General features: G+C 72.7%; 26 protein-coding genes. 15 read left to right on the forward strand and 11 right to left on the reverse strand.

Translation table 11 applies throughout. The features are described 5' to 3' along the window. Positions 1-1797, forward strand: a complete 1797-nt coding sequence (locus tag VK611_30775) for an Hsp70 family protein (GenBank protein HMG45754.1) — start codon at positions 1-3, stop codon at positions 1795-1797. A 20-nt stretch (positions 1798-1817) separates the two neighbouring features. Beyond that, positions 1818-2177, forward strand: coding sequence for a hypothetical protein (locus VK611_30780; protein HMG45755.1), 360 nt, complete (start codon positions 1818-1820; stop codon positions 2175-2177). 25 nt (positions 2178-2202) lie between these two features. On the opposite strand, the gene VK611_30785 is transcribed toward VK611_30780, so the two are convergent. Then, positions 2203-3447, reverse strand: a complete 1245-nt coding sequence (locus tag VK611_30785; protein ID HMG45756.1) for a crosslink repair DNA glycosylase YcaQ family protein — start codon at positions 3445-3447, stop codon at positions 2203-2205. A gap of 90 nt (positions 3448-3537) precedes the next feature. On the opposite strand from VK611_30785, the gene VK611_30790 reads away from it, so the two are divergent. The 3 genes from VK611_30790 to VK611_30800 are packed head-to-tail and all read left to right on the forward strand — an operon-like array spanning position 3538 to position 5626. Then, complete coding sequence (locus tag VK611_30790) at positions 3538-3738, forward strand: ferredoxin (GenBank protein ID HMG45757.1); 201 nt, start codon at positions 3538-3540, stop codon at positions 3736-3738. A 33-nt stretch (positions 3739-3771) separates the two neighbouring features. Beyond that, complete coding sequence (locus VK611_30795) at positions 3772-4983, forward strand: FAD-dependent oxidoreductase (GenBank protein HMG45758.1); 1212 nt, start codon at positions 3772-3774, stop codon at positions 4981-4983. Positions 4984-4990: 7 nt separating this feature from the next. After that, complete coding sequence (locus VK611_30800) at positions 4991-5626, forward strand: lysoplasmalogenase (protein ID HMG45759.1); 636 nt, start codon at positions 4991-4993, stop codon at positions 5624-5626. Between the two features lie 43 nt (positions 5627-5669). Here the strand turns inward: VK611_30800 and VK611_30805 are convergent, their stop codons facing one another. Then, positions 5670-8204 carry a M1 family metallopeptidase gene (locus VK611_30805; GenBank protein ID HMG45760.1) on the reverse strand — a complete coding sequence of 845 codons (2535 nt, stop codon included), beginning with the start codon at positions 8202-8204 and terminating at the stop codon, positions 5670-5672. 91 nt (positions 8205-8295) lie between these two features. On the opposite strand from VK611_30805, the gene VK611_30810 reads away from it, so the two are divergent. Further along, a complete protein-coding gene (locus VK611_30810) occupies positions 8296-9288 on the forward strand; it encodes an adenosine kinase (protein ID HMG45761.1) in 993 nt (330 codons plus the stop codon). Between the two features lie 28 nt (positions 9289-9316). Here the strand turns inward: VK611_30810 and VK611_30815 are convergent, their stop codons facing one another. The 4 genes from VK611_30815 to VK611_30830 all read right to left on the reverse strand — a co-directional run bounded on the left by VK611_30815 (position 9317) and on the right by VK611_30830 (position 11886). Then, positions 9317-9700 carry a TIGR03618 family F420-dependent PPOX class oxidoreductase gene (locus tag VK611_30815; protein HMG45762.1) on the reverse strand — a complete coding sequence of 128 codons (384 nt, stop codon included), beginning with the start codon at positions 9698-9700 and terminating at the stop codon, positions 9317-9319. 10 nt (positions 9701-9710) lie between these two features. Then, positions 9711-10232, reverse strand: a complete 522-nt coding sequence (locus VK611_30820) for a hypothetical protein (protein ID HMG45763.1) — start codon at positions 10230-10232, stop codon at positions 9711-9713. Position 10233: 1 nt separating this feature from the next. Then, complete coding sequence (locus VK611_30825; GenBank protein ID HMG45764.1) at positions 10234-11202, reverse strand: hypothetical protein; 969 nt, start codon at positions 11200-11202, stop codon at positions 10234-10236. Positions 11203-11283: 81 nt separating this feature from the next. Further along, the gene (locus VK611_30830) at positions 11284-11886 is read right to left on the reverse strand and encodes a hypothetical protein (protein ID HMG45765.1); all 603 of its coding nucleotides are present in this window, start codon (positions 11884-11886) and stop codon (positions 11284-11286) included. A 94-nt stretch (positions 11887-11980) separates the two neighbouring features. On the opposite strand from VK611_30830, the gene VK611_30835 reads away from it, so the two are divergent. Continuing rightward, on the forward strand, positions 11981-12937 hold the full coding sequence (locus VK611_30835; protein ID HMG45766.1) for a hypothetical protein: 957 nt from the start codon (positions 11981-11983) through the stop codon (positions 12935-12937). Positions 12938-13078: 141 nt separating this feature from the next. On the opposite strand, the gene VK611_30840 is transcribed toward VK611_30835, so the two are convergent. Both VK611_30840 and VK611_30845 read right to left on the reverse strand, forming a co-directional pair. Next, complete coding sequence (locus VK611_30840) at positions 13079-14092, reverse strand: PHP domain-containing protein (GenBank protein HMG45767.1); 1014 nt, start codon at positions 14090-14092, stop codon at positions 13079-13081. A gap of 10 nt (positions 14093-14102) precedes the next feature. Then, positions 14103-14354 carry a hypothetical protein gene (locus tag VK611_30845; protein ID HMG45768.1) on the reverse strand — a complete coding sequence of 84 codons (252 nt, stop codon included), beginning with the start codon at positions 14352-14354 and terminating at the stop codon, positions 14103-14105. A 39-nt stretch (positions 14355-14393) separates the two neighbouring features. On the opposite strand from VK611_30845, the gene VK611_30850 reads away from it, so the two are divergent. Continuing rightward, positions 14394-14906 (forward strand): DinB family protein, encoded by a 513-nt coding sequence (locus VK611_30850; GenBank protein ID HMG45769.1) that lies wholly within the window; start codon positions 14394-14396, stop codon positions 14904-14906. Here the strand turns inward: VK611_30850 and VK611_30855 are convergent. After that, positions 14903-15559 (reverse strand): TetR family transcriptional regulator C-terminal domain-containing protein, encoded by a 657-nt coding sequence (locus tag VK611_30855; GenBank protein HMG45770.1) that lies wholly within the window; start codon positions 15557-15559, stop codon positions 14903-14905. The two genes, VK611_30850 and VK611_30855, sit on opposite strands and share 4 nt — an antisense overlap. Before the next feature lie 240 nt (positions 15560-15799). Here VK611_30855 and ychF point away from each other — a divergent pair, with 240 nt between their 5' ends. From ychF to rsmI, 3 genes are read left to right on the forward strand one after another with little or no spacing between them, the layout of a single operon-like run. Further along, the gene (ychF, locus tag VK611_30860) at positions 15800-16876 is read left to right on the forward strand and encodes a redox-regulated ATPase YchF (protein HMG45771.1); all 1077 of its coding nucleotides are present in this window, start codon (positions 15800-15802) and stop codon (positions 16874-16876) included. A gap of 12 nt (positions 16877-16888) precedes the next feature. Further along, positions 16889-17218: a DUF192 domain-containing protein gene (locus VK611_30865; protein ID HMG45772.1), complete on the forward strand. Its 330-nt coding sequence runs from the start codon at positions 16889-16891 to the stop codon at positions 17216-17218. A gap of 2 nt (positions 17219-17220) precedes the next feature. Continuing rightward, on the forward strand, positions 17221-18069 hold the full coding sequence (rsmI, locus tag VK611_30870; GenBank protein ID HMG45773.1) for a 16S rRNA (cytidine(1402)-2'-O)-methyltransferase: 849 nt from the start codon (positions 17221-17223) through the stop codon (positions 18067-18069). Between the two features lie 42 nt (positions 18070-18111). On the opposite strand, the gene VK611_30875 is transcribed toward rsmI, so the two are convergent. Next, positions 18112-18981 (reverse strand): methyltransferase domain-containing protein, encoded by an 870-nt coding sequence (locus tag VK611_30875; protein HMG45774.1) that lies wholly within the window; start codon positions 18979-18981, stop codon positions 18112-18114. Between the two features lie 5 nt (positions 18982-18986). Next, positions 18987-19961 (reverse strand): galactose-1-phosphate uridylyltransferase, encoded by a 975-nt coding sequence (gene galT / locus VK611_30880; GenBank protein ID HMG45775.1) that lies wholly within the window; start codon positions 19959-19961, stop codon positions 18987-18989. A 156-nt stretch (positions 19962-20117) separates the two neighbouring features. Between galT and VK611_30885 the strand changes: the two genes are divergently transcribed. The 4 genes from VK611_30885 to VK611_30900 all read left to right on the forward strand — a co-directional run. Beyond that, positions 20118-21221 (forward strand): hypothetical protein, encoded by a 1104-nt coding sequence (locus VK611_30885; protein HMG45776.1) that lies wholly within the window; start codon positions 20118-20120, stop codon positions 21219-21221. After that, complete coding sequence (locus VK611_30890) at positions 21196-21927, forward strand: DUF4129 domain-containing protein (GenBank protein ID HMG45777.1); 732 nt, start codon at positions 21196-21198, stop codon at positions 21925-21927. Before VK611_30885 ends, VK611_30890 begins: the two co-directional genes overlap by 26 nt. 7 nt (positions 21928-21934) lie before the next feature. After that, positions 21935-23074 carry a DUF4350 domain-containing protein gene (locus tag VK611_30895; GenBank protein ID HMG45778.1) on the forward strand — a complete coding sequence of 380 codons (1140 nt, stop codon included), beginning with the start codon at positions 21935-21937 and terminating at the stop codon, positions 23072-23074. After that, the coding region (locus tag VK611_30900; GenBank protein HMG45779.1) for an AAA family ATPase at positions 23061-23475 on the forward strand (415 nt) is incomplete at its 3' end. The genes VK611_30895 and VK611_30900, both read left to right, overlap by 14 nt.

Below are 23475 nucleotides of genomic sequence, written 5' to 3' on the forward strand. Positions count from 1 at the left end.
ATGGCGTACTACCTGGGGATCGACCTCGGGACCACGTACACCGCGGCGGCGGTGTGGCGCGACGGGCGGGTCGAGATGGCGAACCTGGGGACGCGGGCGGCGGTGGTGCCGTCGGTGGTCCTCCTGCGCGACGACGGCACGATCCTCACCGGCGAGGCGGCCGAGCGGCGGGCAGTCACCGAGCCGCTGCGGGTCGCCCGTGAGTTCAAGCGTCGGGTGGGCGACCCGACGCCGATCATCGTCGGTGGCACCCCCTACTCGGCCGACGCGCTGACCGCCCGGCTGCTGCGCTGGGTGGTGTCGGCGGTGGTGGAGCGGGAGGGCGAGCCGCCGGCCGGCGTCGTGGTGTCGCACCCCGCCAACTGGGGGCCGTTCAAGCAGGACCTCCTCGGGCAGGCGATGCGCCAGGCCGACCTGTCGGGGGCCTCCACCATCACCGAGCCCGAGGCCGCTGCCATCCACTACGCCTCGCAGGCGCGGGTGGAGCCGGGCGCGGTCGTCGCCGTCTACGACCTGGGCGGCGGCACGTTCGACGCCGCCGTGCTGCGGCGGGGCGCCACCGGCTGGGAGATCCTGGGCGAGCCCGAGGGGATCGAGCGGCTGGGCGGCATCGACTTCGACCAGGCCGTGTTCCACCACGTCCAGGCCACCGTCGGCGAGGCCATCGAGGCGCTCGACCCCGACGACCCGGCCGCGGTGGCGGCGCTGGCCCGGCTGCGGCGGGAGTGCGTCGAGGCCAAGGAGGCCCTGGCCACCGACGTCGACGTGGTGATCCCGGTGCTGCTGCCCACGATCCAGACCGACGTGCGGCTCACCCGGTCCGAGTTCGAGGCGATGATCCGACCGACGTTGATCGACTCGATCGACGCGCTGCGCCGGGCGCTGCGGTCGGCGAGCGTGGGGCCGGACGACGTGGCGACGGTGCTGCTGGTGGGCGGCTCGTCGCGCATCCCGTTGGTGGCGCAGCTGGTGGGCTCCGAGCTGGGGCGGCCGGTCGCCGTCGACGCCCACCCGAAGCACGGCGTGGCCCTGGGCGCCGCCATCATCGCCGCCGAGCAGGGCACGGGCGGCCGGGTCGACACCGAGGTCGTCCCCGCGATCGACGCCGTGCCCCCGCCGCTCCCGGTCGAGCCCGAGCCGGTCCCCGTGGTTCCGGTGGTCCCGGTGGTCGCGGCCGCGCTGCCCCCGCCGCCCGTAGCCGCAGCGGTGCCGCCACCGCCACCAACTCCGGTGTCACCGCCGGCGCCACCCGTCGAGCCGCCGCGCCCACCGGCCGGTGAGGAGCGGGGCCGGCGGACGGGGTTGCTGGTCGCGTCGGCGGTGCTCGCGGTCGCCTGCGTCGTCGGCATCGCGCTGGTGCTGAGCAGCGGCGGCGATGATGACGACGACCCGGCGGTCGCGTCGGCCGCGCCGGATACCACCACCACATCGTCCACCAGCACCACGACGACCACCTCCGCCCCGCCGCCGTCGGGGCCGTCGATCGCCATCGATGCCGTGCGCGTCGAGGGTGACTCCTACCGGGTCGACTACACGATCTACGGCTACGTGCCCGACCAGGCCGACCCCGAGGCCCTGCACACCCACTTCTTCCTCGACACCACCACGTCGGCGAACGCCGGCACCAACGGCAGCCCGCCGGGCGACTGGTACCTCACCTACGAGTCGGGCTCGGTCCTCACCGACTACGGCCCCGCCGACCGGGGCAGCGCCACCCAGATGTGCTCCGTGGTGGCCGACAGCGGCCACGGCGTGGTCGACCCCGCGTCCGGGAACTGCGTCCCGCTGCCCTACTGAGCGTCGGGTAGACACGGGAAATGACCGCACAGAAGGCGCAGATCACCTTCGGCAAGTTCCAGAACGTGGACGTGCGGGTCGCCCGCGTGGTGGCGGCGCCGCTGGCGGAGGGCACCCGGTTCGCCTCCCGGGTGCTCACGCTCGACGTCGGGCCGCTGGGGGAGCGGACGTCGGTCGCCCAGCTCGCACTGGTCGACGAGGCCGACCTGGTGGGCCGCAACGTGGTCGCCTGCGTGAACCTCGGCGTGCGGGAGCTGGGGCCCTACAAGTCGGAGTGCCTGACGCTCGGCACGCCCCATCCGGACAGCCCCGACGACGAGTCGCAGGCTCTCCCGCTCTACGCCTCTGAACATGCCCGACCCGGTGACTCGGTCTACTGACAGCGTTCTTTGAAGGGAAACGCCCCTATACGGGTCGTTTTCCTTCAAAGACGAGGGTGAGGGTGGGGGCGAGGTCGCCCCGCGGCATGACCTCCACCCCGCCGTCGAGCCCCAGCCACGCCGCCATCCCGGCCAGCTCGGCCGCCAGCTCGTGGGCGATGCGCTCCCGCTCGGCGGCACCGTGGTCGCCCTCCAGCCACGTGGCCTGGGCCCGGAGCACTCCCGCCTTCCGGTCGGCCTTCAGGTCGACCCGCGCCACCAGCTCCTCGTCGAGCAGGAAGGGCAGCACGTAGTAGCCGTGGACCCGCTTGGGGGCCGGGGTGTAGATCTCGATCCGGTAGTGGAAGCCCCACAGGCGCTCGGTGCGTTGGCGCTCCCACACCAGCGAGTCGAACGGCGACAGCAGCGCCCGGTGTCGCATGCGGCGGCGCGGCAGGTGCGCCTCCGGGTGCAGGTAGGCGGGCTTGGCCCAACCCTCCACGCGGGCCGCCCGCAGGTGCCCGTCGGCCACCAGGCCATCCAGCAGGCCGGGTGCCAGGCGGAGCGGCTGCCGGTAGTAGTCGGCCAGGTCGCGGGCGGTGCCCACACCCACCGAGCGGGCCGCCACCAGCAGGAGCTCCCGCTGCGCCTCGGCGGTCGTGGGCGACTCCGCGGCCAGCACCGTGGCGGGGAGCCAACGCTCGGGTGCCATGTACACCCGGTCGAACTGCCTGCGGCGGGTGGCCGTCACCTGGCCGGTCCAGAACAGGTGCTCCATCACCCGCTTGCCGTCGCTCCAGCCCCACCAGCTGCTGCGCTTCTGGTCACCGGCCGCCGCCTCCAGCTCACCGACGCTGACCGGCCCCCGGATGGCAACCTCGGCGAGGATGGCCTCGACCAGCCCCGGGTTGCCGTCGGCGGCCTCCCGCACGCCGCCCCAGGCGTGGTCGTCGGCCATCCGCCAGCGGAACAGCGGGTGGCGCTCGACGGGGTGGAGCGACGCCTCGTGGCCCCAGTACTCGAACACCTCCCGGCTCGACCAGAGCCAGCGGGTGAGGGCGGCCCGGTCGTAGCTCCCGAGGCGGGCGAAGAACACCAGCTCGTGGCTGCGGGTGAGGACGTTCACCGAGTCGAGCTGCACGGTGGCGAGCTGGTCGAGCACCCGCCGGAAGTGGCGCCGGTCGACGCGCCCCGACGGTCGCTTGATGCCGAAGCCCTGCGCGGCCAAGGCGATCCGCCGCGCGTCGCGCGCCGAGAGCTCCACCACACCGTCGCCGTCCCACTCCGTCACGGCCGCTCACGCTACCGAGGTCGGGTGGCGGCTAACTTGACCCAGCTGTCAGATGCAGGTTCCACGACCGGACGAGCCGGAGGTCGCGTGATGGGATACCAGGTAGTGGTCGACTTCGACCTGTGTGAGAGCAACGCACGGTGCATGGAGGTCGCTCCCGAGGTCTTCGAGGTGCGCGACGACGACTTCCTGTACGTCCTCCAGGAGCGCCCGCCGGAGGAGCTGCGCGCCCAGGTGGAGGAGGCCGTGCGCCGCTGCCCCAAGGCCGCCATCTCCATCGCCGAGGACTGAGCCGAGCTGGTCGAACGGAGTCGAGCCGGGGCGATGCGATCGATCGTCGTCGTCGGGGGGTCGCTGGCCGGGCTGCGGGCGGCGGAGGAGCTGCGGCTGCTGGGCTACGACGGCCGGCTGACGGTCGTCGGCGACGAGCCCCACCGGCCCTACGACCGGCCGCCGCTGTCGAAGCAGCTGCTGGCAGGGAAGTGGGAGCCGGACCAGATCGCCCTCACCGTGCAGGGCGACGAGGGGATCGACGGCCTCGACGTCGACTGGCGGCTGGGCGTGCGGGCCTCCGGGCTCGACCTCGCCGGCCGCTCCCTGACCCTGGGTGCGGGCGACGAGACCGGGACGCTGGGCTTCGACGGGCTGGTGATCGCCACCGGGGCGACGCCGCGGACGCTGCCCACCGGCGGCCTCGACGGCATCCACACCCTCCGGACACTCGACGACTGCCTCGCCATCCGGGCGGTGCTCGACGCCACGCCCCGGCGGGTGGTGGTCGTGGGCGCCGGGTTCATCGGGGCCGAGGTGGCGGCCACCTGCCGTGAGCGGGGGCTCGACGTCACCCTGCTGGAGGCCCTGCCGGTGCCCATGGAGCGGGCGATCGGCGGCGAGATCGGGGCCCTGACCTGCGACGTCCACCGCGACCACGGCGTCGACGTGCGGCTCGGCGTCGGCGTCGACCGGTTCGACGGCGGTGCCCGGGTCGAGCGGGTCCACCTGGCCGACGGGTCCGCGATCGAGGCCGACGTCGTGGTCGTGGGCGTCGGCGTGGCGCCCAACACGGGCTGGTTGGAGGGGTCGGGCCTGGAGCTCGACAACGGCGTGGTCTGCGACGCCACCACCCTGGCCGCCCCGGGCGTGGTCGCGGCCGGCGACGTCGCCCGGTGGCCCAGCGCGCGCCTCGAGGGCCCGTTGCGGGTAGAGCATTGGGAGAACGCGGTCCAGATGGGCGAACACGCCGCGCGACGCCTGCTCGACGACGAAGCCCCGATGCCCTACGACCCCGTCCCCTGGTTCTGGTCCGACCAGTACGACCGCAAGATCCAGCTCTCCGGCTTCGCCGCGGGGGCGGACGAGATGCAGGTGGTCGACGGTTCGCTGGCCGAGCGGCGCTTCGCGGCGATCTACCGCCGCGGCGACCGCGTCGTCGGCGTGCTGGCGATGAACCGGCCCCGCCAGGTGGTCACCTACCGACCCCTGGTCGAACGGGGTGCCCCCTGGGCGGAGGCGTTGGCGCTGGCCACCACGGGATGACCGAAACGTGACGACGGGTGCCTATCTGCTGGTCGGGCTGGCGCTGGTGGCCGCGGTGGTCGACTGGATCTCCGTCGTCGACAAGGACCAGCAGCTCGAGTACCTGTGCAAGCCGCTGACGGTGGTGGTGCTGATCGGTGCCGCCCTGGCGCTGGATCCCGAGAGCGACGCCATGCGGACCTGGTTCGTGGCGGCGCTGGTGTTCTCGCTGGCCGGCGACGTGTTCCTGATGCTGAAGGACCGCGACCTGTTCGTCTTCGGGCTGGGGTCGTTCCTGATGGCCCACCTGGCGTACGTGCTGGGGTTCCTGCAGGACGACCTCGGGGTGGTGCAGCTGGTCGGCGGCCTGGTGGTGGCGGGCGCGGCGGTGGGGCTCGTCGGCCTGCGGATCGTGAACGCGGCACAGGAGAAGACGCCCGACCTGGCCGTGCCGGTGATGGCCTACATGGGCGTGATCTCGCTGATGCTCGTGGTGGCGGTCGGGACGGGCGACGTGGTGGCGGTCGTCGGCGCCCTGCTGTTCTACGTGTCCGACGCCCTGATCGGCTGGACGCGGTTCGTCCGCGACTTCCCGTGGGCGCCGCTCGCCATCATCGTCACCTACCACCTGGCCCAGGTGGCGCTGGTCGTGTCGCTGGTGTGACCGACCGAAATTGCGTGGCTGGTGATCGCCAGAGGGCCGCCTGTCACGCAATTTCGGCGGGGGCGCGTTCGGCCAGGGCGACCGTGACCCACATGCGCTCGATGTGCTGGCGCACCTGCTGCTCGCCCTGGGGCACCGGGTGCTCGGCCAGGAACGACTCGGCGTGGCGGGCCGCGCTGGCCTCGCGCAGCGAGCGGACCCCCGACAGCAGCCGGGCGATGCTGTTGCTGGGGAAGCGCTCGTTCACCTCGCTCCAGTGGCTGGTGACGAACGCCCAGGCCGCGGCTCCGCTGTCGCGGTTGGTGATGGTGTCGCGCAGCAGGTAGGGGGCGTCCTGGCTGCGGACCTCGGCGGTGAGGCTGAGCGCCAGTGTGCGGCCGAGGAGCGCGGGGTCGCGGAAGCGGGCCAGGGCGTACATGAGGCGCTCGCGGTCCTGCGGGTTGTCGGCGGCGCGGTAGCCCTCGAGCAGGCGGTCGTACAGGGCGGCGTCGCCCAGGGTGGCGCCCACCGCCAGGGCCGCGGCAGCCAGGCTGGCCTCCACCGACCCGGGGTCGGTCAGGTAGGCGTCGAGGCGCTCGCGGCAGCGGGCGATGGCGGCTTCGTCGTCACCGACCAGGGCCGCGGTGCTGGTGAGGACGCCGCGGAGGGTGCGGGAGCGGTCGTCGTCGTCGGGGCGGACGTCGGGGCCGAGCCGCTCCAGCGCCGGCGTGACCAGGGCCCGGACCCGGGCCGAGAACGCCGCGCGGGCCTCGCCGTCGAGCACCCGCTCCAGGGAGCTCAGCCCAGCGGTGAGGCGCTCCCACACCGACAGGTCGGTCTCGTCGGTGAAGCTCTCGGCCAGGCGCAGGAACGACCCGGCGTCGACGGTGCCGGCCAGCACGGCCGCCCAGGTGTCGTCCACCAGGACGAAGCGCTCCAGCGCGGTCAGCTCGTCGCGGCGCTCGACCAGGCGGTCGCGCAGCTCGTCGCTGTAGCGGACCCGGTAGAAGCCGTTGGCGCCCAGGTTGGCGTTCACCCACTCGACGCCGCCGGGCAGCTCCACCCGGTCGCTGTCGCCGTCGAGCAGCACCTTCACGGGGTCGCCGCCGGCGCCGGTGCCGACGACCACCGGGACCGCCCACTGCTGGTCCTCGGTGGCCGGGGTGTAGGTGAAGCGCCGCTGGGTCAGCGACAGGGTGTCACCTTCGAGCGACACCGCCACCTCGGGGTAGCCGCCCTGGAAGATCCACGTGTCGGCGATGCGGCGCACCGGCTCGCCGGTCTCCTCCTCGAGGGCGTCCCACAGGTCGGTGGTCTCGGTGTTGCCGAACTGGTGGCGGGCCATGTAGCGGCGCAGCCCGGCCCGGAACCGCTCCTCGCCCAGGTACTGCTCCAGCATGCGGACCACCGACGCGCCCTTCTCGTAGGTGAGCACGTCGAACATGCCCTCCGCCTCCTCCGGGGAGACCACCGGGAACTCGATGGGGCGGGTGGTGAGCAGGGTGTCGGTGTCGAACGCCACCGAGCGGGAGAGGCCGAAGTCGACCCACCGCTGCCAGTCGGGGCGGAAGGCGTCGGTGGCCTTCATCTCCATGAACGTGGCGAAGGCCTCGTTGAGCCAGATGCCGTTCCACCACTTCATCGTCACCAGGTCGCCGAACCACATGTGGGCGATCTCGTGGGCGATCACGTCGACCACGGCCTGGCGCTCGGCCTGGGTGGCGGTGGCCGGGTCGATCAGCAGGAGCCGCTCCCGGAACGTGACGCAGCCGAGGTTCTCCATGGCGCCGAACGCGAAGTCGGGGATGGCCACCAGGTCGAGCTTGTCGCCCTGGTAGTCGATGTCGAACCACTCGGTGAAGTAGCGCAGGCAGAAGGCGCCGACCTCGAGGGCGAACGGCGTGAGGGCGCCCTTGCCGGGCGGGTGGACGACCCGAAGCGGGGTGCCGTCGGCGTCGACCGCCGCGGTGGCCTCCAGCGGCCCGACCACGAAGGCGACGAGGTACGTCGACATCGACATGGTGTCGGCGAAGCGGACCGCCACCCGGCCGCGGTCGTGGGGCTCCCGGCCGACCTCGGCGGCGTTGGAGATGGCCAGCAGGTCCTCGTCGACCACCAGGGTGACCCCGAAGACGGCCTTGAAGTCGGGCTCGTCCCAGCACGGGAAGGCCCGGCGGGCGTCGGTGGCCTCCATCTGGGTGGTGGCGAGGACGAGCTCGTTGCCGTCGTCGTCCTTGAACGTCGACCGGTAGAAGCCGTGGAGCTTGTCGTTGAGGATGCCCCGGAAGGCGATGTGGACGGTGGCGGGGCCGGCAGGGATCTCCTCGTCCAGCAGGAGCGTGGCCCGCTCGGCCTTCTCGTCCAGCTCGACCCGGGCCTCCAGCCGGCGGCCGTCGGGCAGCTCGACCGCGGCCTCGTCCAGCTCCAGCTCGATGGCGTTGAGGACCACCGTGTCGGTCGGCTCGACCACCTCGACCGCGACGGCGACGGTCCCGGCGAACGCCGCCGCCGGCAGATCGGGTTCGAGGACCAGCTCGTAGCGGCTCGGGACGATCGTGCGGGGCAGGCGGTACGGGTTCTCGTCGATGAGGTCGGCCACGTCGGAACGCTACAACGGGTCCCGGACGGCCCGGCACCGAAGTGTGGAGTCGGGTGAGACGAGCTTTGTACCGGCCAGTAACGTGCCCCGGGTGACGGAACAGCTGTCCTTCGACGTCGTCGGCATCGGCAATGCCCTCGTCGACGTTCTCGCCCACCACGACGACGCGTTCCTGGCCCGCTGGGACATGACCAAGTCGAAGATGGAGCTGATCGACGCCGACCGGTCCGAAGCGATCTACGGCGCCCTCGGGCCGAGCCTGGAGATGTCGGGCGGCTCGGCGGCCAACACCATCGCCGGCGTGGCGAGCTTCGGCGGGCGGGCCGCGTTCCTGGGCCGGGTGTTCGACGACGGGCTGGGCGCTGCCTTCGCCCACGACCTGCAGTCGCTCGGGGTGACCTTCCGGGCGAAGCCCGCCACCGAGGGGCCCCGCACGGGCCGCTGCATGATCATCGTCACCCCCGACGCCCACCGGACCATGAACACCTACCTGGGTGCGGCGTCGTTCTTCTGCACGTCCGACATCGACGCCGAGATGGTGTCGAGCGCCAAGGTCACGTTCCTGGAGGGGTACCTCTTCGACCGGCCCGAGTCGAAGGACGCCTACCGGGCCGCCTCCGACATCGCCCACGGCGCCGGCCGCAAGGTGGCCCTCACGCTGTCGGACCTCTTCTGCGTCGAGCGCCACCGCGACGACTGGCTGCCGCTGGTGCGCGATCGGGTGGACATCCTCTTCGCCAACGACGCCGAGGCGATGGCGCTGTGGCAGTGCGACGACATCCCGACCGCCGTCGAGCGGGCCCGGGAGAACGTGGAGATCGGCTGCATCACCTGCGGTCCCGAGGGCTCGATCGTGGTGTCGGGCGACGAGACCCACAAGATCCCTGCCGAGCCCGTCGAGCTGATCGACACCACCGGCGCCGGCGACCTCTACGCCGCCGGGTTCCTCTACGGCTACACCCAGGGCCGCTCGCTGCCGGAGTCGGGCCGCCTCGGTTCCATCGCCGCCTCCGCCGTCCTCGGCCACATGGGCGCCCGCCCGGGCCTCTCCCTGTCCCAACTCGTCGACGTCCTCGACCGCTGACGCAGCCCGCCCGCCTTTGGGGCTGCGGCTACCGGACGAACTGGTAGTCGGGGGCGACCTTGACGATGACGCGCTCGGTCTCGATCTTTCCGCCGTAGTCCTGGCCGAGGTACCGCTGGGAGAGCTGGTCGATGTGGGCGCGGGCCTCGGGGCCGGTCACGGTCTCCACGACGTGTCCCCGCACCTCGACGTACTTGTAGGGGTTCTCGTGGTCGATGATCGCCACCGTGACCCGGGGGTCGCGCTGGAGGTTCTTGAAGCCGCGCCGGTGCACCTCGGTGTTGATGAGGATGTGCTCGCCGTCGGTGTCGACCCAGAGGGGTTTGGTCTGCGGGGTGCCGTCGCTGAGGAGGGTGGTGACGGCGGCGTAGTTCTGGCCCTGCGCGAGCTTGGTGATCTGTTCGTCGAGCATGGGCGACACCCTACGGACTGGGTGTGACGGTCAAGGACCCGTCGGGCGAGAAGCGGACGGCGATGCGGGTGCCGTCGGGGTGCTCGGCGACGTAGAGGTTGCTGCCGTCGGGTTGGACCAGGCTGCTGCACTCGGCGCCGGCGACGTCGGCGGCGGTGAGGAGGCCCGGCAGGGGCTCGCAGTCGACCCGGCCGTTGTCGAGGCCGGCCTCCTCGGCACCCGTCGCACGGGTGGCGGCGGCGATCCGGCCCGCCACCTGGTCGATCCCCGGGTCGACCGGCGCCGCCGCCCCCACGCCCCGCTCGAACGACGCCAGGTCCTCCTGCAGCATCGCCACCTTCGGGTGGTCGGCCGGCAGGCCCGACGCCGTCATGGCGTCGATCTCGCCCTGCAGCACGGCGACGCCGCTGCTCGCGGCCGAGGCCGAGGCCGTGTCGCTCGTCGCCTCCGAGGTGTCGTCGGGGAACAGGGTGAGCAGGCCGAGGCCGGTCATGGCGGCGCCCAGGGCGCAGGCGTAGAGGTAGCGGGGCACGTCAGCGCTGCCAGTGCATGTCGGTGGTGGTCTCCAGGTTGGCCTGCCGGGTGAGCGGGCTGCCGTTGAGGTACCGGAGCAGGAAGTTCCCGGCCTCCAGCGGGCCGTTGTCGACCTGGGCGCACCCGCCCACCTGCAGGCACGCCCCGCGTTGCGACATCGCCCCGAAGAACGTCATCCCGTCGTTCTGGGTGCGGGCGCCGTACTCGTCGATCTTCTGCCACTGCCGGGCGTTGACGCCGCTGGTGGCGTAGATCTGCGGCATCGGCAGCGCCGGGTCGTACTGCCAGGACAGCCGCCACAGCTGGTGCTGGTTCCAGCCGTTGTTGCAGGCGCCGCCGCCGGCGGTGTCGCGGGGGCAGCCGTCGGCGGAGAAGTTGGCGTGGACGCCCCGACGCCCCGGCACGCTGTCGTAGCCCCTCATCCACGCCTCGGCCTTGGGGTACGCCGACCACGACGGCTCGACGTCCCAGGCGCCGTCCACCTGCGCCACGCCCGGGTAGTAGGTGGCGGCCCAGCCGTTGATGTCGCGCACGACCTTGGCCCACTCGACGCCGTGGCCCGTGGCCCACACGTCGTTGCGCCGGTCGATGGTGCTGTTGCTGGTGCCCATCCCCACGATCACCTGCTGGTTGGGCGACTGGCGGCACCAGGCGTACCCGCGGATGAAGTCCTGCACCAGCACGCCGGCCTGGCGGACGGTGCGGTCGGAGCCGCCCCAGAGGGTGGCGCCGAACTGGCCCTGGGTGTCGATCGGCGCCCCGAAGAAGAGGGTCAGGCGGCCCTGCGTGTCGCCGTTGTCGCAGCCCAGCTTGGTGGCGGCGTCGTGGCTGGCGGAGGCGACGTAGTAGCTGCGGGTGTGCGGCAGCAGGGCCGCCGCGGGCGCGGCCTCGGCGGGCGGGGTGGCGCGGGTGGTCGCCGATGCGGCGACCAGAACGGCGAGCAGGACGAAGGCGACGCGCCAGACCACAGGGGGTTCCTCTCCGTGAGCTGAGGGGGACGGGGCGCGCGAAGGATTCCGCCGGGACCCCGAAAGGTCAAGGACCTGGGGTTACTGGTCGTCGTCGACGGGCGGCAGGAAGGGGAGGTTCAGGTCGCCCAGTCGCACCAGCGTCGCCGCGATCCAACCCCCCATGGCGCTGAGGTGGTCGTCGAGCGTCGATCCGTCGGCCAGCGTGGCGTCGTCGAGCTCGTAGGAGCCCTCGTACGACACCTCGATGGCGTACTCCCGCGACGTCAGGTCGCTCGAGAACACCGTCTCGATGGTGGGCCCGGAGCGCTCGAGGCGGTCGGTGCCGATCGCCGCGCTCGACGACGGCAGCACCGACAGCAGCTTCTCCGGGTCCGGGGCCTCGGCCAGCCGCTGCACCCGCAGGACCAGCTCGATGTCGATGCGGGGCGGGTCGGTGTAGGGCTCGCCGATGTACCAGGAGCGGTAGGCGGTCTGCGCCCAGGTGGGCCAGTCGAGGGTGAGGTCGGCCTGCACCCGGGGTGGGAGGCCCTCGCCGGGCAGGCTGTACGACGTCTCCCACGTGAGGTCACCCAGCAGCACGTCCGCCTGGAAGCGCTCCTCGAACGCCTGGCGCTCCAGCATCGCCTGTTCCAACGAGTCCCGCAGGGCCCCGATGGCGTCCGTGAACACGTGGTCGAGCATGGCGATCGGAGGCTACTGCCGGCCACCCCCCTTTGTGCCCAGCGGCCTCGGCCCCGCGGCTCCGACCACAGACGACTCGTGATCGAATGGCGGTATGGCGGGCGAACTGGAGGCGCGGCTGGCGGCCGCGGCGGAGGCGGTGCGGGAGCGGGAGCTCACGGCGCAGCGGTGTGAGGAGCTGGAACGTTGGCTCGACGAGCTCAACCACTGGCTGACCGGCCTACGGGCCGAGCACGCCGCGGAGGTCGACGACGTCGGGCGCCTGGAGGGCATCTCGCTGACCCGGGTGCTCGCCGCCCTGCGCGGCGCCCGTGAGGACCGGCTGGCCCAGGAGCAGGCGCAGGCCGCCGCCGCGGCGTTGCGGGTGAACGACGCGACGTGGAGGCTCGCCGCGCTGCAACGCGAGTACGAGGCGGCGCGCACCCGGCTGTGGGAGCTCTCCGGAGCGCCGGAGGCCTACGCCGCGGTGCTCGACGAGAAGGACCGGCACCTGCGGAGCTCCGGGGACCCGAGAGCGCCGCGGATCCTCGACCTGGCCGACGAGCGGGGCCGCCTGACCGGCGAGGTCAACGAGCTCCACGAGGCGTTGGAGGCCGCCCTCACCGCCCGCCACGCGCTGACGATCGTCCGGGACCAGCTCGGCAGCGCGTCCAGCTGGTCGACCTACGACACGTTCTTCGGCGGGGGCTTCATCAGCAGCGCCATCAAGCACGACCGGCTGGACGACGCGGCCGCGGCCGCCGCCCACGCCGACCGGTGCCTGGCCGTGCTGCGGACCGAGCTCGCCGACGTCGGGGGAGCCGGCCTCACCGCCCCTCGGCTGGGCTTCGACGGCCTGACCCGGTTCCTCGACGTGTGGTTCGACAACGTGTTCACGGACTGGTCGGTCCGCAGCCGGATCCAGGAGGCGCAGCGCAACGTCGCCGGCTGCCTCGGGATGCTGGCGCAGGCCCACGCCCGACTGGAGCACGCCGCCGCGACGACCCGGGCGCGCCTCGCCGCGGTCGAGTCGGAGCGACACGACCTCCTCACCCGCGACCCGCCGCCCTAGAGAGGCCGAGCGGATAGGGGGTTCGGCACAGCCCAAGAGTCCGCGACTTGGTGGCCGAGACCCAGCTCCACAGCGAGGCCTCCCGGCGACGCAGCACCGCAACCCGAGACGAGGCGGACCTATCCGCGCACGTTCTAGAAGTCAGACCGGGTTGGAGCCGGCCCAGGCGACCAGGTCCATCGCCGGTTGGGTGTTGACGATGCGGTCGGTCGGGATGTTGTGCTTGGCGGCCTTGTCGCAGCCGTAATTCTGCCACTCGAGCTGGCCGGGGGCGTGGGCGTCGGTGTCGATGGAGAAGTTGAGGCCCCAGTCGATGGCCATGGTCAGGAGGTCGTCGGGCGGGTCCTGTCGCTCGGGGCGGCAGTTGATCTCCAGCGCCACGTCGAAGCGGGCGCAGGCGGCGAACACGATCTCCGGGTCGAACTGCGACTGCGGCCGCCCGGTCCCCACCACCTTGCGCCCGGTCACGTGCCCGAGGATGTCGACGTGCGGGCTGGCCAGGGCGAGCACCATCCGCCGGGTCATGTCCTCCCGGGGCATGCGCAGCTTCGAGTGGACGCTGGCCACCACGACGTCGAGCTCGGCGAGCAGCTGCTCGTCCTGGTCGAGTGAGCCGTCCGGCATGATGTCGACCTCGATGCCGGTGAGGATGCGGAACGGCGCCAGCTCGTCGTTCAGCGCCCGGATCTCCGCCAGCTGCTCCCGTAGCCGCTCCTTCGTGAGGCCGTGGGCGATGGTGAGGCGGGGCGAGTGGTCGGTCATCACCAGGTACTCGTGGCCCAGAGCCTGGGCGGTCAGCGCCATCTTCTCGATCGACGCCCCGCCGTCGGACCAGGTGGAGTGGCTGTGGCAGTCGCCCTTCAGCGCCGCCCGCAGCTCGGCGCCCTCGCCCAGCGGGATGACGGTCTCGTCCTCGAGCTTGGCGACGTAGTCGGGCACCTCGCCGTCGAGCGCCTCGGCGATCACCTTGCCCGTGCTCTGGCCGATGCCGGGCAGGTCGGTGAGGGTTCCTTCGGCATGGCGCCGGGTCAGCTCGTCGACGCCCACCTCCTCGGCGACGTCGCGGGCGCGCGCGAACGCCCGCACCTTCTGCGACTCGGCCAGCGTGCGATCCAGGAGGTAGACGACACGATCCAGCGCTTCGACGGGGCCCATGGCCACCAAACTACGGTCCCGTGTCCTCGCCTACCTCACGAAGAGCCGCTGCGAGCGCGGCCCGCAGCCGTCGGGCGGTCGCCGGGGCGAGGTGACCGGTCACGCCGGTGCCCGACCCGCCCTCGTCCTCCAGCGTGAGCTCCACCCGGAGGTCGTCGCAGCCTTCGCAGTCGTCCAGGACCGCCACCGACCAGGCGGCGCGGGGACGCTCCTCGTCGTCGTCGGGATGGTCGTCGAAGGCGTAGTCGATCGACTTCTTCACGCCGAGCAGTCAACCACCGGGGCGCTACGGTCGCCCGTCATGGAGCGGAAGGACCCCGACAACACCGGCGACGAGCTCACGCTCCTCACCCAGTTCCTCGACTTCCAGCGGGCGACCGTGGTGCTGAAGTGCGAGGGGCTGACGCAGGCGCAGCTGGCGGCGCGGATCGAGCCGTCGACGCTGACGTTGGCGGGGCTGCTCAAGCACCTCGCCCTGGTGGAGGACTCCTGGTTCGGGGAGCGGCTGCGGGGGCTCGACATCGGCGCGCCGTGGTCGTCCATCGACTGGGATGCCACGCCGGACTGGGACTTCGACTCCGCCGTCGACGACTCGCCGGCCGACCTGCTGGCGCTGTACGAGGCGGCCTGCGCCCGCAGCCGGGAGTCGGTGACGACCGTGGGTGATCTCGACGCGGTGATGGTGCAGGCCAACCGCCGCGGCGAGTACTACAGCCTGCGCTGGATCCTGCTCCACATGATCGAGGAGACCGCCCGCCACGCCGGCCACGCCGACCTGTTGCGGGAGACGATCGACGGCACGACCGGCGACTAGGGCCTGTCCTTCGCCGCCGCCTTCGGTCGCTTCGGCGCCGGCTTCCGGGGCGACGGGGCGGCGTCGTCCACGGCGAGGGTGACCCACTCGATCAGGGCCGTCACCAGGTCCTCGCCGCTGGGCGCGGCGCTGGGGTCGAGCAGCCACTGCATGGCGAGGCCGTCGAACGTGGCGAGCATGAGCGACGCCAGCACCTCGGGGTCGGTGCCCATCTCCTCGGCGGCCGGCCCGAGCCCCGTCCGGATGACGTGGGCGATGCCCTCCCGGGCCTGGCGGTAGTAGTCGGCCATCTGCTCGCGCAGCTCGGGGGAGTGCTCGGCCTGGGCCATGGCCTCGATCGAGGCGACCAGCAGCGGGCGGTACTGGTCGAACACCGAGCGCACGGCCACGAACGAGCTGGTCATGCTCCCGAGCGCCGTGGCGTCGCTGCGTTCGAGCACCTGCTGGCCGATGTAGGCGTCGCGCTCCCGGAAGATGCGGATCAGCGCCTCGTTGAGCAGCGCCTCCTTCGACCCGAAGTGGTACCCGATCGAGGCGAGGTTGGCGTCGGCGGCCGCGGCGATGTCGCGCGCCGTCGTGCGTGCGAAGCCCTTCGTCTGAAGACAATCGATCGCACCATCGATCAACCGATCGCGGTGGCTGACCCGGCCCATGGGGCAGGACTTTACCGCCAGGCCGTATCCGTACGTCTGTATTGCACGTTTGTATGCTAAGAACGTCGGTAGGCGGATGTGTGGGGCGGTTCCGAGAGCCGCCCCACACTTGACGTTTTGGGGGCGGACTCCCTCTACGCCCTGGGGCGAGCGGGAACGGACCTACGAGTGTGGAGGCGTAGCGACCTCGGCCGCCCACAGGTCCTTCACTGTCACAGTGGGTCTGTACCCTCGGTGGCGATGGAACGCTTCGGGTTCGTGGGACTGCCGAATGCCGGCAAGTCGTCGCTGTACAACGCGCTTGCCGGCGGCGGCGCGCTCGCGGCGCCCTACGCGTTCGCCACGCGAGACCCCAACGTCGGCGTCGCCAAGGTGTTCGATCCCCGGCTCGATGCCCTGGCCGCCATGTCCGCCAGCCGCAACGTGGTGCCGGCCAGCGTGCAGTTCGTCGACATCGGGGGCCTGGTCGAGGGCGCCAGCAAGGGTGAGGGGCTCGGCAACCGGTTCCTGGCCAACATCCGCGAGGTCGACGCGGTGGTCTACGTGCTGCGGGCCTTCGTCGACAGCGACGTGCCCGGCCCGTCCGACCCGTTGGAGCACCTGCGGGTCGTCGAGCTGGAGCTGACGCTGGCCGACCTCGAGTCGGTGGAGAACCAGGTGGGCCGGCGGCGCAAGGCGGCCAAGAACGACCGGACCATCGCCGACGAGGTGGCGGCGCTGGAGGCCGCGCTGGTCGTGCTGGGCGACGGCGTCCCGCTGTACCGCAGCGCCCTCGACGCCGAGCAGCGGGAGCTGCTGCGGCCCTACTTCCTGCTCACCAACCGCCCGGTGCTGGCGGTGGTCAACGTGGGCGACGACCAGCTCGACGACATGGCCTCGCTGGTGGCGCCGGTCGAGGCCGAGATGGAGGGCCACGCCGAGGTGCTCGGGATGTGCGTGCAGCTCGAGGCCGAGGCCGCCCAGCTCGACGCCGACGAGCGGGTCGAGATGCTCGATGCCCTCGGCCTCGGCGAGGGGGCCATGCCGCGGTTCCTGGGCGCGGCGTACCACCTGCTCGGCCTGCGGACGTTCCTCACCACGGGCGAGAAGGAGAGCCGGGCGTGGACGTTCAAGGCCGGCTGGAAGGCCCCCCAGTGCGCCGGCGTGATCCACACCGACTTCGAGCGGGGCTTCATCCGCGCCGAGGCCATCTACTGGGAGGATCTGATCGAGCTCGGCTCGTGGGTCAAGGCCCGCGAGGTGGGCAAGCTGCGCACCGAGGGCAAGGAGTACGAGGTGGCCGACGGCGACGTGCTCGAGTTCCGCTTCAACGTATGAGCCGCGTGGACCGTGCCCTGGCTCCTACGTGAGGGTGAGGTGCTCGCCAGCCTCGACCTGGCGCGCACCCGTCGTGCGCGCTCCAAGGGCCTGCTCGGGCGCGACGGCATCGCTGGCGCGCTGTGGCTGGAGCCGGCCCGGTCGGTGCACACGGTGGGGATGCGCTTCCCGATCGACGTGGCGTTCTGCGATCCCGACGGCGTGGTCCTCCGGGTGATCACCATGCGACGCCACCGGGTGGCGCGCCCGATCCTCAAGGCCCACGCGATCGTCGAGGCCGAGGCCGGCACCTTCAAGAGCTGGAACCTCCAGGTCGGCGACCACCTCGAAGTCAAGGAGTAGGCGTGCCCGGCGGCTCGGGCACCGGTGGTGCTCTGGTGATCGTGGGGACGCCGATCGGCAACCTCGGCGACCTGGCGCCGCGGGCGGTCGAGGTGCTCGGGGCCGTCGACGCCATCTGCTGCGAGGACACCCGGCGGACCGGGCGCCTGCTGCAGCACGCCGGCATCGCCAAGCCGCGGCTGATCGTGGTCAACGAGCACACCGAGGTGGCGCAGACGGCCCACGTCGTCAAGCTGCTCGACGCCGGCCAGCGGGTGGCGGTGGTCAGCGACGGCGGCATGCCCGGCATCTCCGACCCGGGCGAGCGGCTGGTGCGGGCGGCGGTCGACGCCGGGCACGTGGTCGAGGTGGTGCCGGGGCCGTCGGCGGCGATCGCCGGGCTGGTGGTCAGTGGCCTGCCGGCGGGCCGCTTCGTGTTCGAGGGGTTCCTGCCCCGGAAGGGCTCGGCCCGCGGCGAGCGGCTGGCGGCGGTGGCGTCGGAGCACCGGACGGTGGTGCTCTACGAGGCGCCGCACCGGGTGGCCCGGACGCTGACCGACCTGGTCGGGGTGTGCGGCGGCGACCGCCCGGTGGTCGTCGCCCGGGAGATCACCAAGCTCCACGAGGAGGTCTGGCGCGGCGACCTGGCCGGCGCCGCCGCCTGGGCCACCGACCGGGAGCCCCCGGGCGAGATCGTCCTGGTCCTCGCCGGCGCCCCCGCACCCCCGGAGGCCGACGACGACGCCATCCGGGCTGCCGTCGTAGCGGCGCTGGGGGAGGGCCTGTCGGTGCGTGACGCGGCCACCTCCGTCGCGACCGCACTTGGCGTCTCCCGTCGGCGCACCTACAACATCGCGGTCGAGGTTCTTTGAAGGGAAACGACCTCAATAGGGTCGGTTCCCTTCAAAGAGCGGTCACGTGAGGGCGGACAGCAGGTCCGAGGCGGTGCGGGGTGGGGGGAGAGCGCGGTTGCGGAGGCGGGACAGGAGCGCCGCGCAGCCGGCGGCGGTGAGGTCCCACTGGTCCTGGTCGTCGTGGGCGAAGAGGACCACCACGAGGTGGGGATCGACGCCGTCGACCGCCACGTAGCCGTGGGCCACCGTCCCCGCCGCGCAGGGCTGCCAGCGGACGTCGACGGCGACCGTCGTGCCCCGGGCGCCCGAGTCGAGACCGGCGGCCGCGGAGGCGTGGTGCGGCAGGGCCCCGGTCAGCGACAGCGTGAATGGGCCGCCGGCGTGGACCACGTCGACGCAGGTCAGCGACGTGACCTTCGGGGGCATCACGCACAGCGTCCCCGCGGCGGGCCAGCCGACACGGGACGGGCGGGGGCGGCGACGTCGCCCCGGGAGGCAGTAGAGGTGGGCGGCCGCCTCCTCGGCGTCGGGGACCAGGCCGGGCACCGGGAAGTCGACCGTCACCAGGCGGGTGCCCGCCGGCAGCGAGCGCAACTGCGGGGTCAGGCGCTGCAGCGTCGCCGGGCTGAGGTAGCAGAACACCACGTCGGGCGGGTCGAACCTCGCCCACAACCCCCCGTCGAACAGGTCGGCCTCGACGACGGCAGCAGCGCCCAACACCCCACGGGCCACGTCGGCCAGCTCGGGGTCGCACTCCACGCCCGTCACCCGGGCGCCCCGCCCCAAGGCCGCGACCAGCGCCTGGCCGTCGCCGCACCCCAGGTCGACGACGTGGTCACCCGCCCCCACACCCGCCAGGTCGAAGGCGACCGCCACCCCCTCCGGCGCCGAGGGTGCGAAGAAGGGCCAACCCGGCGGCGTCGAGCCCAAAGGGGTCAGGCGACGACGGAGAGGTGGCGGGTGGCGAGCTCGGGGGCGAGGATGTTGATCAGCACGCCCGTGCCCTGCTCGAACCCCGCCATGCTCGTGACCCGGGGCCAGATGTGGACGTGCCAGTGGAACGGCTCGTCGGCCCGATGCGGCGCCGTGTGGATCACCAGGTTGTACGACGCCGGCCCCACGCAGCCCCGCAGCCGCACCAGCGCGGTCCGCATCGCCTTGCCGACGGCGGCCACGTCCCGCGGCGCCGCCGCGGTGATGTGCGACTGGTGGTCGACCGGCACCACCAGCATCTCGTACGGCGAACCGGCCCAGAACGGGCACAGCACCACGACCCGGTCGTCGCTGTAGACCACCCGGTGGTTGGTGTCGACCTCGGCCTCCAACGTGGTGCACAGCACGCACGGCCCACCGAAGCGCCGGAACCCGGCCTCCTCCTCGGCGATCTCGCCCGGCACGAACGGGATCCCCAGCAGCTGCCCGTGCGGGTGCTCCAGCGAGGCCCCCGCGTCGTGGCCGTGGTTGACGATCGCCTGCGTGTAGCGGATGGCGGGCCGACGGCTGTGGTCTTCCATCCGGTCACGGATGGCGGCCATGGTGACGGCGATCTGCCGGTCGTCGAGGTCGGCCCACGTGTCGTCGTGCTTGGGCGTGAACACCAGCACCTCGTGGATGCCACTTCCCACGGCCTGCGTGAACACCGGCCCCAGGTTGTGGACGTGCAGCGGCTCGTCGCCCTCGAACGCCGGATAGCGGTTGGGCACGACCCGCACGGCCCACTCACCGCCCCGCCCGTAGGTCTCCAGCGCCGGCCGCGTGGCCTCCTCGTTGCCGGGGCAGAAGGGGCACGGCTGGTTGGCGTCGGCGACCGTCGGCTCGAGGCGCGAGATCAGGTCCGACGGACGAGCGGCCCGGTCTGCGGCAACGGCCACCCACCGACCGGTGAGGGGGTTGAGTCGGAGTTGGCTCATCGACTGAGGCAGCTCAGGAGCACCAGTGGCACGGCGCTCCAACGTAGTACCTCCCTGAGTGACCGGGGGCACGGTCGGGCAGCACGAAAGGGCCGGGTCGCCCGCGGAATGACCCCGGCACGCACGTGGTCGTGTCCATGCACGATGATGTGGCCGATGGATGAGGAAGTCGGCGGCGGCAACCAGTGGGCGGTGCCGGGAGCGCCGGCTCCCGACGCGCCCTTCCCGCCGCCACCGGGGGTGGGCGGGGCGCCCGGGCAGCCGCCGCACGGCCCCGGCAACGGCCCCGGCATCCCGGCGCTCCCCGGGGCGCAGCCGGAGCCCGACGGTCCCGGCGCCGCGGTCATCCCCGGCACCGGCACCGCCGCGCCGCCTCGGGGGACCAACGGCCCGTCCTCGGGGGCGACGGCAGCGCCCGACGACATCCCCCACCTGGGCCTGCACCCGATGACCGTCGCCGACATCCTCGACGGCGCCTTCTCGATCATCAAGGCCCGCCCCCTGCGGCTCCTCGGGATCGCCGCGGTGTTCGTCGTCCCCGTGAACCTGCTCGCCGCCTACCTGCAGCGCAACATGCTCGGCGGCGTCGGCCTCTCCGAGGTGTGGTCGGGCAACTTCGACGACCCCGCCGTGGTCGCCGACTCGCAGTCGAGCGGCGGCGGCGAGTTCTGGGCGACGATCCTCGTCTGGATCGTGCCGGCGCTGGCGCTGATGTTCGTCGCCGCGGCGATCGCCAAGCTGCTCGACGCCTGGGCCGCGGGCCACGACCTGCCGGCCGGGCACCTGCTCAAGGCGGTCGGCCGCAGCTGGTGGCCGCTCGTCGCCGCCTACCTCCTCGTCCACCTGGCCGAGGGGGCGGGTGCCCTCACCTGCTACATCGGCACCGTGGCGGCGATGGCGTTCTTCTCGGTGACGGCCCCCGTGATCGGTGCCGAAGGGCTCGGGCCGATCGCGGCCATGAAGCGGTCGGCCAACCTGGTCGGGTCGCGGTTCTGGCCCGTGCTCGGCATCAACCTCCTGATAGGTATCGTCGAAACCCTGCTGGCGATCGCACTGGGTGGGCTGCCCGAGTTCCTGGGGCTGTGGTTCGGGCTCGACGTGGCCTGGGCCCTGGTCGCCGTGGGCAACATCATCTCGGCGGTGATCGCCACCCCGTTCGTGGCGGCGGCGACGGTGCTGCTCTACCTCGACCTCCGCGTCCGCAGCGAGGGCCTCGACCTCGACATCGCCGCCCGTGAGCTGGTCGACGGAGCTGCCTGAGTTGTCGCTCCACACCCTCCAGGCCCTCCAACCGCTGTTCGGCTGGCTCGACGACCTGCCGGTGCCGCGGGAGGACCCCGGGACCGTGCGCGACCTGGCCGAGGAGATCCTGTCGAGGCCCGAGTACCGGGACCCGCCGAAGTCGCTGTGGGAGCGGATCAACGATGCCGTCGGCGAGTTCGTCGCCGACCTGTTCGAACTGGTCGGCCTGGGCGGGGGCAGCGTGGCGCCCCTGGTGGCCTGGCTGGTGCTGTTCCTCCTCGGGGGCCTGATCGTCTTCCTCGTCTACTGGGCCGTCCGCTCCGGCGTGTTCGGCGAGGGGCGACCCACCCGCGACCAGGGCGATCCCGTGATCGTCGCCACCGACGCCCACCGCTCCGCCCGTGACTGGCTGTCGGAGGCCGAGCGCCACGAGGCCGAGGGCCGCTGGAGCGAGGGCCTGCTGTGCCGCTACCGGTCGCTGGTGGTCGACCTGGTGGCCCGGGAGGTGATCCCCGAGCTGGTCGGACGCACGGCGGGGGAGTACGTGCGCGACGTGGCCCAGCGCCACCCGGCGGGCTTGCCGTCGTTCACGGCCGCCACCGAGCTGTTCGAGACCGCCTGGTACGGCGGTGCGCCGACGGGCCCGACCGAGCGCGACCGCTTCGTCGCCCTCGCCACCGAGGTGCTCGACGCCCGGGCCCAGCCCGTCGGGGCGACGACGTGAGGGCGACGTGAGGGAGCGATCGGGCCTGATCGTCGGTGCCCTCGTCCTGGGGCTCACGCTGCTGGGGGTGCTGCTGGTCGGGGGGCCGTCGAGCGAGGACCCGCTCGACCCGCGGTCGCACACCGACGCCGGCACCAGCGCCGTGGTCGCCCTGGTGAAGGAGCTGGGCGCGGACGTCGACATCGAGGTGCGCGAGCTCGGCGACGACGTCGACACCGCGCTCCTGCTGTGGGACCAGCTCGACACCGCCGAGCGCCGCGACCTGGAGCGTTGGGTGAGCGACGGCGGCACGCTGGTGGTCACCGACCCGGTCTCGCCCTTCGCCCCGCCCGGAGGCGGCCTCGACTCCGTGGTCGCCGAAGACCCCGACGCCCTCAGCGGCGAGGAGCCCGTGCGGGTCGACGTCGGCGAGTGCGACATCCCGCCGTTCGAGGAGCAGGACCTCGACACGCTGTCGGTGTGGGGCGGCGCGGTGCGCTTCCCCGTCGGCGGTGAGGACCAGTCGTGCTTCGGCAACGGCGCCCGGGCCTACGTGGTGGCGTCGCCGCTGGGGCAGGGTTGGGTGGTGGCGTTCGGCGGGTCGGGCACGGTGGTCAACCGCACGCTCGACGAGGCCGACAACGCCCCCGCCATCGCCGGCCTGCTGGCGCCGTCGCCCGACGTCCACGCCGCCGTGCTCGACGTGGAGCTGGCGCCGCTGAGCGACGGCGACGAGACGCTCATCGAGGTGGTGCCCACCTGGACCAAGCGGGTGCTGGCGCAGCTCGGCATCGCGTTCCTGGTGTACGTGGTCTGGCGGGCCCGGCGCCTGGGCCGGCCGGTGCCGGAGCCGCAGCCGGTGAAGGTGGCGGCGTCGGAGCTGGTGGCGGCGGTCGGCAACCTGCTGGAGCGCTCGGGGTCGCCGCAGCACGCGGCCGACGTCCTGCGGGCCGACCTGCGCCGCGACCTGGTCAACCGCCTCGGCCTGCCCCCCAACCTGCCGCCCGCCACCCTGGTGGAGGTGGTGTCCCCCCGCACGCAGCTCGACGACGCGCAGCTCGCCGCCGCGCTCGGGCCCGGCCCGGTCAGCGACGACAAGGGCCTGCTGACCGTGGTCACCCTGATTGACTTCGTCCGCAAGGAGGTCTTCGTACATGTCGGATCCTGAGTCCGCCCCACTGCCCCCACCGCCACCCCCGCCGATCACCGCGCCGACCGCGACCACCGCGACCACGCCGGCGACGATGTCGTTCGGCGTCACACCGCCGACGAACGACCCCCGGGCCGCGCTCCTGCGGGTGCGCGACGAGGTCGGCAAGGTGGTCGTGGGCCAGGAGGGCGCCATGTCCGGCCTGGTCGCGGCGCTGCTGGCCCGGGGCCACGTGCTGCTCGAAGGTGTGCCCGGAGTGGCCAAGACGCTCCTCGTCAAGGCCCTGTCCGCGGCCATGGACCTCGACTTCAAGCGGGTCCAGTTCACCCCCGACCTGATGCCGTCCGACGTGACCGGCCAGCTCATCCTCGACGGCACGTCGGGCCGGAGCGAGTTCCGCTTCCGGGAGGGGCCCATCT

It is taken from the genome of Acidimicrobiales bacterium, assembly GCA_035316325.1.
Taxonomy (GTDB): domain Bacteria; phylum Actinomycetota; class Acidimicrobiia; order Acidimicrobiales; family VFJN01; genus DASXTK01.